Source organism: Dethiosulfovibrio salsuginis, assembly GCF_900177735.1.
In the GTDB taxonomy this organism is placed as follows: Bacteria; Synergistota; Synergistia; order Synergistales; family Dethiosulfovibrionaceae; genus Dethiosulfovibrio; species Dethiosulfovibrio salsuginis.
The window spans coordinates 48,967-56,844 of the sequence record NZ_FXBB01000017.1 but is presented as its reverse complement, the minus strand read 5'-3'; the positions used below and the strand labels follow the sequence as shown (position 1 = coordinate 56,844).

The following is a 7,878-nucleotide window of genomic DNA, read 5'->3' as shown; positions in this document are numbered from 1 at the left end:
GAAGCCGCCTTCAAGATGAGATACCTCATTGCATAAGCAAGTAAGGCGTCCTGTAGACGACAGGGTACATAGGCCGGAGGTGGAAGCACGGCAACGTGTGGAGCTGACCGGTACTAATACGCCGAGGCCTTAACCTCTTTTGGTTTCTCTAGTTCCTATGTCTTGGTGTTTATATTTTGAGAGGGTCCTTGGTGACCTTTGCGGAGGGGGTACACCCGGTTCCATGCCGAACCCGGCAGTTAAGCCCTCCAGCGCCGATGGTACTGCGATTTGCTTCGTGGGAGAGTAGGTCGTTGCCAAGGATCTTTTCTCTACAGTTTTTTGTGGGCCGGTAGCTCAGGTGGCTAGAGCACTCGGCTGATAACCGAGAGGTCAGTGGTTCGAGTCCACTTCGGCCCACCAATAAGATATTTAGGCTCTGCCTCGAAGAGGTGGGGCCTGTTTTGTATCCTGAGTATGTTTTTTCTATCTTTCTGGGAAAGAGGTCTTGCACAGGATGAAACCCTATGCTTTTACCGTTACGATGCTGTTCTGTAGCAACGTCTTTATGACTTTCGCCTGGTATGGACACTTAAAGAATTTATCCAGTAAAACCTGGATCTTTGCCGCCATTATCAGCTGGGGGATAGCCCTTTTTGAGTATCTTCTTCAAGTTCCTGCCAACCGAACAGGTCACACGGTAATGTCTGTTGGCCAGCTTAAGATGCTACAGGAAATCATAGCCCTTACGGTTTTTGTGCCTTTTTCTGTCCTGTACATGAAAGAAAAGCTCTCCTGGAACTACGCATGGGCAGGGATGTGTCTTTGTGGAGCTGTGTTCTTTGTGTTCCGAGGGAGGTGAATCCTTTCTCCTTAAAGGAGGCCTTGTCTGCTACCCTTGGGGATTTCAGAAAGGAGACCTGTTTTTTGGGCGCTCTATAGGTTCTTTGGACGATATACCTCAAGCTCGATCTAATCTGACATCTATTAACTGTGATGATGTGATTGTGTCTCCAGGATTTGTCGATATTCACGTTCACGGCTCAGATGGTGGTGATGTTATGGATGGCTCACTTGAATCCCTTGAGACTATGGCTCGTTCGATGATCCCTACAGGGGTAACCTCTTTTATCGGGGCTACTATGTCCTATCCTTTATCCTCCCTTGAGGAGGTTCTGTCGGTTGCCGCTAAATACAGGAGAGAACAGCTCCCTTACAACGGTAAAGCCGTATTACTTGGCGTACATCTAGAGGGTCCTTTTCTTTCTCCTTTCAAAGCTGGTGCCCATATCCCCGGTTATTTGATAGACCCTGATCCAGATTTCGTGATCTCTCATCGCGATATTGTAAAAATAGTGACCTTGGCCCCGGAACGTGATGGAGCGCTGAGTTTTATCGCCCTTTTGAAATCCGTAGGAATTAATATCTCTATTGGACACACCGTATGCGACTACGATAAAGCTATGTCGGCTATAGCTCTTGGGGCTAGCGGTTTTACCCATCTTTACAACGCTATGTCCCCTATGGGCCATCGAAATCCAGGGGCTGTCGGCGCTGCCTTCGATTCCCGTTGTTGGTGCGAACTTATATTCGACGGAGTTCACGTCCATCCGGCTGCAATTAGAACAGCCTGTAAGGCTATCGCCCCCGATAGAGTCATCCTGATAACCGACAGCATAAGGGCGAGAGGCTTAGGCGACGGTAGCTTTGATCTTGGAGGGCTTACCGTTAAAGTTACCGACGATAGAGCGGAGCTTCCAGATGGAACGTTGGCTGGAAGCGTTTTGACCATGATAAAAGGAATCAAAAACGCCGTCGAGTGGGGGGCACTCAGCCTTCATCAGGCCCTTAACGGAGCCTCTTTGAATCCCGCCAAATATATAGGCGACGATACCATTGGCCGGCTGGAAAGGGGTTGTAAAGGTGACGTGGTGCTCATCGATAGGGATACCCTGTCCATACAGGGAGTTTTTGTTGGGGGAGAACTTTCTTTTTGCTCGGAGTGGCTAAAGTCCAGGTTTTAGCCTGGAGGTTTACCTAGGGGGGGGATTTTTATCAAAGGCATAGGGGTATCTTCCGGAATCGCCATAGGAAGGGTTTTTGTTGACTGGAAAGAGCACGTCGAGATAGAAAAGGATTACGTAGACGACGTGGAGATGGAGCTCGATAGGCTTAACGCAGCGGTAGAGGTAGCGGGACAGGAGATCCAGGACCTCTATAAGGATGTAGCGTCCAGGCTTGGAAGAGATGAAGTGGAGATGTTCGCCTGTCACGGAATGATGATCGCAGATCCTGAGTTTATCGGCCAGATAAAGGGAAGGATTATAACCGAAAGCGTAAACGCTGAATGGGCTGTCAGATCGGTGGCGGATAAATTTATTCAGGTGTTTGAGGATATGGACGACGATTACCTGAAGTCCAAAGCCGACGACGTTAAAGATGTCTCCGCCAGAATCTGTAAGCTTTTACTTCACATAGAAGGCGGCGATATGACCGCCCTTCAGGAAAAATCGATCGTCGTTGCCAGGAATTTTACCGCCTCAGAGGTAGTTCAAATAGACAGGGATAGGGTTCTCGGGGTCGTATCTCAGGAGGGGACCATGGCCTCCCATGCGGTCATCATGGCGAGAAACTGGGGAGTCCCTGCGGTTATAGACGTCCCGAACGTGCTGGATGTAGTCGAGACCGGCGATATGATGATAGTAGATGGCTCGGAGGGAGTGATAATACTCAACCCCGACGAGGAGACATTGGAAACATATAGAAAAAAACAGGTATGTTTCTCTGATTTCGACAAAAAACTATCTGCTATGAAAATGAAGCAAACCCTATCCATGGACGGTATCCCCTTCAAGCTCTACGCTAACAGCGACAACGTCAGAGATGTTCACCTGGCCCTGGAGAAAGGCGTCAGCGGTATAGGGCTTTTCAGAACGGAGAGGCTCTACATGGATAGGGATAGGCTTCCTACGGAGAGCGAACAGTTAGGGGTATATAAAAAAGCGGTCCTGGACGCCGGTGGCAAGACTGTTGTCTTTAGAACTTTGGATATCGGGTGCGATAAAGTTCCAGGATATCTGAACGTTCCAGATGAGGACAATCCAGCTCTCGGCTACAGGGCTATAAGGTTTTCCCTCTCCAGGGCCGATATTTTCCGAATTCAGATCAGAGCACTCCTGAGGGCAAGCGCCTTCGGAAAGGTGAAGATAATGTTCCCTATGGTCTCCGGCGTAGAGGAGCTTAGATTGGCTAAAGGCTTGGTCGAAGACGTTAAAGGGGATTTGAAAAAAGAGGGTGTCCCTTTTAATCCTGATCTTGAGATAGGGGTTATGATAGAGGTACCCTCCGCAGCGGTCATATCGGACCTTATAGCTAGAGAGGTCGATTTCATGAGCATAGGAACCAACGACCTCATACAATATACCTTAGCGGTCGACAGAATGAACAGAAACCTTTCTCATCTTTTCAGCCCTTTTCACCCTGGGGTTCTTCGTTTGGTCAAAACCGTAATAGATAACGGGAAAAAAGAGGGGGTCAAGGTTAGCCTCTGTGGCGAGATGGCGGGAGATCCGCTGTTGATACCTGTTTTAGTTGGAATGGGACTTGAGAGGTTCAGTATGAACGTAGAGTCTATTCTCCGGTCAAGGTGGATCATCTCTCAGATAGACAGGACGGAGATGAGGTCGGTGGTGGAGCAAATCCTCTCCCTTTCGTCGGTATCGGAGATTCGGAGGTTCTGTGAGGACCGATTCGATCGATTTAAGCAGTGTGTCCCGGAGCTATAAAGAAAGCTACCTAGCGATGTTCGCTAGGTAGCTTTCTTTATAGGTAAAAATTGGATTATATTAAAGCGTATCTAGTTATCTTTTGGTTTGGGTGGAACATAGACCGGTTGTTCTGGCTTTGCTTTTGGCTCTGTCGACGATGGCGCAGGAGGAACGTAGGCCGGTTCATTTGCGGGAAGGGCTACGGCTTCTTGGTTCCCGTCGGGGATCCTTATCATGGGTATTCCCGGCCCCTCAGGCTCTCCTGTCAGGTCCGCTACCGGGGGTATAGGTACTACAGGATTAGTGTCTGGGATCTGAGATGACGGAGACACCACTACCTTTCTGGCCCCTAAGGGAGAGAAACTTTCGTTTACCTGAGGCCTAGGTGGTGCAGCTACAGGAGGAGCAGCCTGAGCCGGAGGATCGACTGGAGCCGGTCTGGCTATAACTCTGTCGTTGAATATTCCTGTTCCGGGATCGATAACCGGAAGTCCTTTGCGGAATGGTTCACCTGCCGGATCCATAAGGGGGATAGCCTCTCCTATGGCACGGTTTTGTAGAACCCTCGAGAGAGGAGGATATTCAGGGTCTACCTCAAGGGTCTGAGTAAATGCTTTTTGTGCTTTACTGAGCATACCCATACCCTGGTAGCCTTTTGCCAGCCAGTACCATCCATCAGCGGAGCTAGGACGGTTTTTTACGTAGGCCTCTAGATATTCAACTCCCCTACGGTACATACCGTTCTCTATTAGCTGCTGTCCCGCCCTCCAGGCCTGCCTGATCAGGAGATCGTTTTCCGCCTGAGTGGTGTTGGACCACGACGGCGACGCTGATATAACAAATAGAAATATGCAAGTTGCAAGAGTTTTTTTCATATTAAATTCCTCCTCGTATTACCTTCGCTTCGATGGATAAAGAGGCATTATCACAAGATCCCTGAGTTTTATCGGGTTTTCTTGAGATTCTCTCACTACCTCCACTACTGCCTCGTGATTTTGGACCGATATAACCTTGACTAATCCTCCACGATCGGGAAGAACGACCACAGGCCTCTCTGGGTCCACCGTATCGTATCGGTCGCTCCTTAATATCGATAGAAGGTCTCCCACTTTTACGCCTTCTACCCTCCCCAAGCTGACTATGTATCTTCTGCGATTCGGAGGAGAGGAACTTAAACTGTCCTTCGTAGGTGATATGATGCGTCCCACCATATGATAGCCGGTGATTCCGTCGAAAAGAGCATCCCTGCTCTTCGCCAGTGCTTTTTTGAAGGCGTTCCAGTAAGGAGTTCCCCTAAAAGAGCTCCATAAAGGCTTGCTCATAGGCTGATCGTCGTCTTTGGGGTCAGGGAAAAGCTGGACAAAGTCCAGTTTGTCGGCGAGATAGAATATGCGATCATCTCCGGGGGAGAAGGTAAACCGCCTATCCTCTCCCGCTAGGGAAGTGGCGTAGAGCATTTCCCTCCCCTCTCCCTCGAAAACCTCCATCCTTATCGCCACGTAGCCCATCCGGTCGGTTCCAAGGTGTTTTCTGTCGGTCATCTTGAGTTTGTATACATGAAGCCTGACCCCAATGTCCGCTGTAACGCTCCCCCCTCTTAGCCAGACCTCTCCTTCCATCGGAGAGAGGACGGTTATTCTAGCGTAGGGATATTCCCTTAAAAGGGTCACGAACTCTTCGATAACTTTTTGTGGGAAAACGTCTACTGGGTAGTACTTGCTTTCCCATACCTGGATATCCGTTTCGTTGACTATCGGTAGAAGGGCTATGTGTAGACCTGGCTCTGTGAGGACATTGGCCTTCGCGGCTGAGGCTAGGCATAAAACTAACAAGGTTACCTTGATAAAATATTTTGTCATAAAATCGCTCCTATTCTGTTTGGGACTGCCTCTCCCACTTTATCTTATCGGCAGTTTAAGCTCTTCGTTGAGAGTAGAGAAGAAAGTATCCAGATCGTAGTTCATGAGTAAAGTTTTCGGGCCCACTATGCTCGAGGTAAAGGGGATATTTCCTTTGTTCACTATTATCACCGTTCCATGACACATTGAGGGGAGGTAGGAGGCCGGTGCAACGGTGAGAGACGATCCTAACACTAAAAAGAGATCGGATTTTTTAGCCATATCCATACACTCTCTCAGATGCCTTACTTCCTCGCCGAAGAAGACTATATCCGGCTTGATAAGACCTCTACAGGAACAGTAAGGGGTTTGATTAGAAAAGGCCATCTTTTTTGATGTTTTATAGTCGTACTCTCTTCCGCAGTGGAGACATCGGCTTGTCCATATACTACCGTGAATCTCGTATACAGCCCTTGATCCCGCTTTTTGGTGGAGGGCATCTATGTTTTGTGTCACTATTCCAAAAAGCAGAGACTCTCTCTCCATAGCAGCTAGAAAACGATGTGTGTAGGTAGGCGTTGCCCGATCCACGACGGACAGAAAACGCCTATAAAAATCGTAGAAGACTGCGGGGTTTTCTACGAAAGACTCTAGCTCAAAAATACTCTCCATTGTTGGACCGTTTTTTCCAGAGTAAAGCCCCTCAGGCCCTCGAAAGTCCGGTATCCCGGAGGCGGTGGACATACCTGCTCCGCTTAGGACCACCGTCGATCGGGCTTTTCCCATTAGTTTTGAGCAAAGCTGAACATCTTGTTTAATAGACATTGATATGCATCTCCTTGATAGTTTAATGCAACCGGTTACGCATAATGGTACAATCTTCAACGACAAAAACTCGGAGGTGTTGGATATGGCAAAATTGGTCTACGGTATCGACGATAAGCCTCGATTCCCCATTATGGTTCTAGCTGGAGCTCAGCATGTGCTGACCTTGTTTGGAGCTACTACTTTGGTTCCTTTGATCTTTGGGCCTGCTATGAATATGTCCCCTGCTCAGATCGGTTTCTTCATCAGCTGTGTGTACCTTTCCATGGGACTGGCTACCTTGCTTCAGACCAGCTCTTTTGGATCCGGTCTCCCTATCGTCCAAGGATCAAGCCTTAGTTTTATACCTCCTATAATGACCATAATAGGCGTCTACGGTGCCCAGGGGTCCGATGTCTGCCTTCAATACATAGGAGGCTCCCTCATCCTTGGAGGGGTCCTCATGGGGATTCTAGGATATGCGGGGCTAGTCGGTAAAATTAAGCGTTTCATAACCCCTGTTACAGTTGGTCCTACCATAATGGCAATAGGTTTTTCCCTAGCTCCGGTGGCTGTAGGGATGAACGCCGCTAACTATTGGCCTGTCTCTCTGGCGGTAGTAGGACTTATCTTTTTCTTCAGCCTTGGAACGAACAAGAGATACGTAAACATATTCTCCATTCTTTCCAGTGTAGTTATAGTATATCTCATATGCCTTGCCTTGAGTCTCTCCGGGGTCTTTGAACCGACCCATCCTGCTTACGTGAATTTATCCTCTATCTCCGAGGCTAAATGGTTTCAGTTTACCGGTCTGGCTCCATGGGGTGCTCCTAAGTTCAGCATGATCGCTTTTGGCGCTATTTTGGCGGGGTTTTTCGCCGTCTTTATCGAGAGCATAGGGGATTACTACAACGTCAGTAACGCCTGTGGACTGGATGATCCTGACGAGAAAACCATAAACAGAGGCATCGGTGCGGAAGGTATAGGATGTGCCTTAGGAGGTATCTTCGGAGGAGTCGCCTGTACCTCCTATACCGAGAACATAGGCCTTATAGGCCTTACCGGCGTGGCATCCAGGTGGGTCGTCAGGACAGGGGCTGTGCTTCTCATCCTGATGAGCTTTATAGGCAAGCTAGGGGCCCTCGTGGCGACTATGCCTAGTCCGATAATAGGGGGATGCTATATAGCTCTTTTCGGCATAATAGGTGCCCTCGGTATCCAGGCTCTCACAAGAGCGGATATGGGATCCCAGAGGAACGTTATGATAGTGGGATTTTCCTTCCTTATGGCGCTGGGACTTCCTGGATGGGTAGAGGGACAGCAGGATATGTTTTTCTCCTACGGAATAGCAGGCCAGGTGATATGGGCTATAGGAAAGACCGCTATGGCGGTCGCAGGCATCTCCGCAGGTATCCTGGATAACGTGATTCCCGGTACCGACGAGGAAAGAGGAATAACCAGGAGGAATTCCTGATAATTTGCCCTTTCCC

General features: G+C 48.9%; 7 protein-coding genes, 1 tRNA gene and 2 rRNA genes. 7 read left to right on the top strand and 3 right to left on the bottom strand.

Annotated features, from left to right (window positions below):
- The 6 genes from B9Y55_RS07630 to ptsP all read left to right on the top strand — a co-directional run.
- Positions 1-137 (top strand): 23S ribosomal RNA (locus tag B9Y55_RS07630); the annotation flags it as partial.
- A 50-nt stretch (positions 138-187) separates the two neighbouring features.
- Positions 188-302: ribosomal RNA gene (gene rrf / locus B9Y55_RS07625) — 5S ribosomal RNA — on the top strand.
- 23 nt (positions 303-325) lie between these two features.
- A tRNA-Ile gene (locus B9Y55_RS07620) sits at positions 326-402 on the top strand.
- Positions 403-496: 94 nt separating this feature from the next.
- Positions 497-841 (top strand): DMT family protein, encoded by a 345-nt coding sequence (locus B9Y55_RS07615; protein WP_085544771.1) that lies wholly within the window; start codon positions 497-499, stop codon positions 839-841.
- Positions 807-2,003: an N-acetylglucosamine-6-phosphate deacetylase gene (gene nagA, locus B9Y55_RS07610; RefSeq protein WP_085544770.1), complete on the top strand. Its 1,197-nt coding sequence runs from the start codon at positions 807-809 to the stop codon at positions 2,001-2,003. Before B9Y55_RS07615 ends, nagA begins: the two co-directional genes overlap by 35 nt.
- Positions 2,004-2,027: 24 nt before the next feature.
- The gene (gene ptsP, locus B9Y55_RS07605) at positions 2,028-3,764 is read left to right on the top strand and encodes a phosphoenolpyruvate--protein phosphotransferase (protein WP_327078436.1); all 1,737 of its coding nucleotides are present in this window, start codon (positions 2,028-2,030) and stop codon (positions 3,762-3,764) included.
- Between the two features lie 71 nt (positions 3,765-3,835).
- Here ptsP and B9Y55_RS07600 read toward each other — a convergent pair whose 3' ends face one another.
- The 3 genes from B9Y55_RS07600 to B9Y55_RS07590 are packed head-to-tail and all read right to left on the bottom strand — an operon-like array spanning position 3,836 to position 6,409.
- On the bottom strand, positions 3,836-4,621 hold the full coding sequence (locus tag B9Y55_RS07600) for a tetratricopeptide repeat protein (protein ID WP_085544768.1): 786 nt from the start codon (positions 4,619-4,621) through the stop codon (positions 3,836-3,838).
- Between the two features lie 18 nt (positions 4,622-4,639).
- Positions 4,640-5,605 carry a FlgT C-terminal domain-containing protein gene (locus B9Y55_RS07595; RefSeq protein ID WP_085544767.1) on the bottom strand — a complete coding sequence of 322 codons (966 nt, stop codon included), beginning with the start codon at positions 5,603-5,605 and terminating at the stop codon, positions 4,640-4,642.
- Between the two features lie 39 nt (positions 5,606-5,644).
- Positions 5,645-6,409 carry an SIR2 family NAD-dependent protein deacylase gene (locus B9Y55_RS07590; protein ID WP_085544766.1) on the bottom strand — a complete coding sequence of 255 codons (765 nt, stop codon included), beginning with the start codon at positions 6,407-6,409 and terminating at the stop codon, positions 5,645-5,647.
- A gap of 85 nt (positions 6,410-6,494) precedes the next feature.
- Here B9Y55_RS07590 and B9Y55_RS07585 point away from each other — a divergent pair, with 85 nt between their 5' ends.
- On the top strand, positions 6,495-7,862 hold the full coding sequence (locus B9Y55_RS07585) for a uracil-xanthine permease family protein (RefSeq protein ID WP_085544765.1): 1,368 nt from the start codon (positions 6,495-6,497) through the stop codon (positions 7,860-7,862).
- Positions 7,863-7,878: the final 16 nt, after the last annotated feature.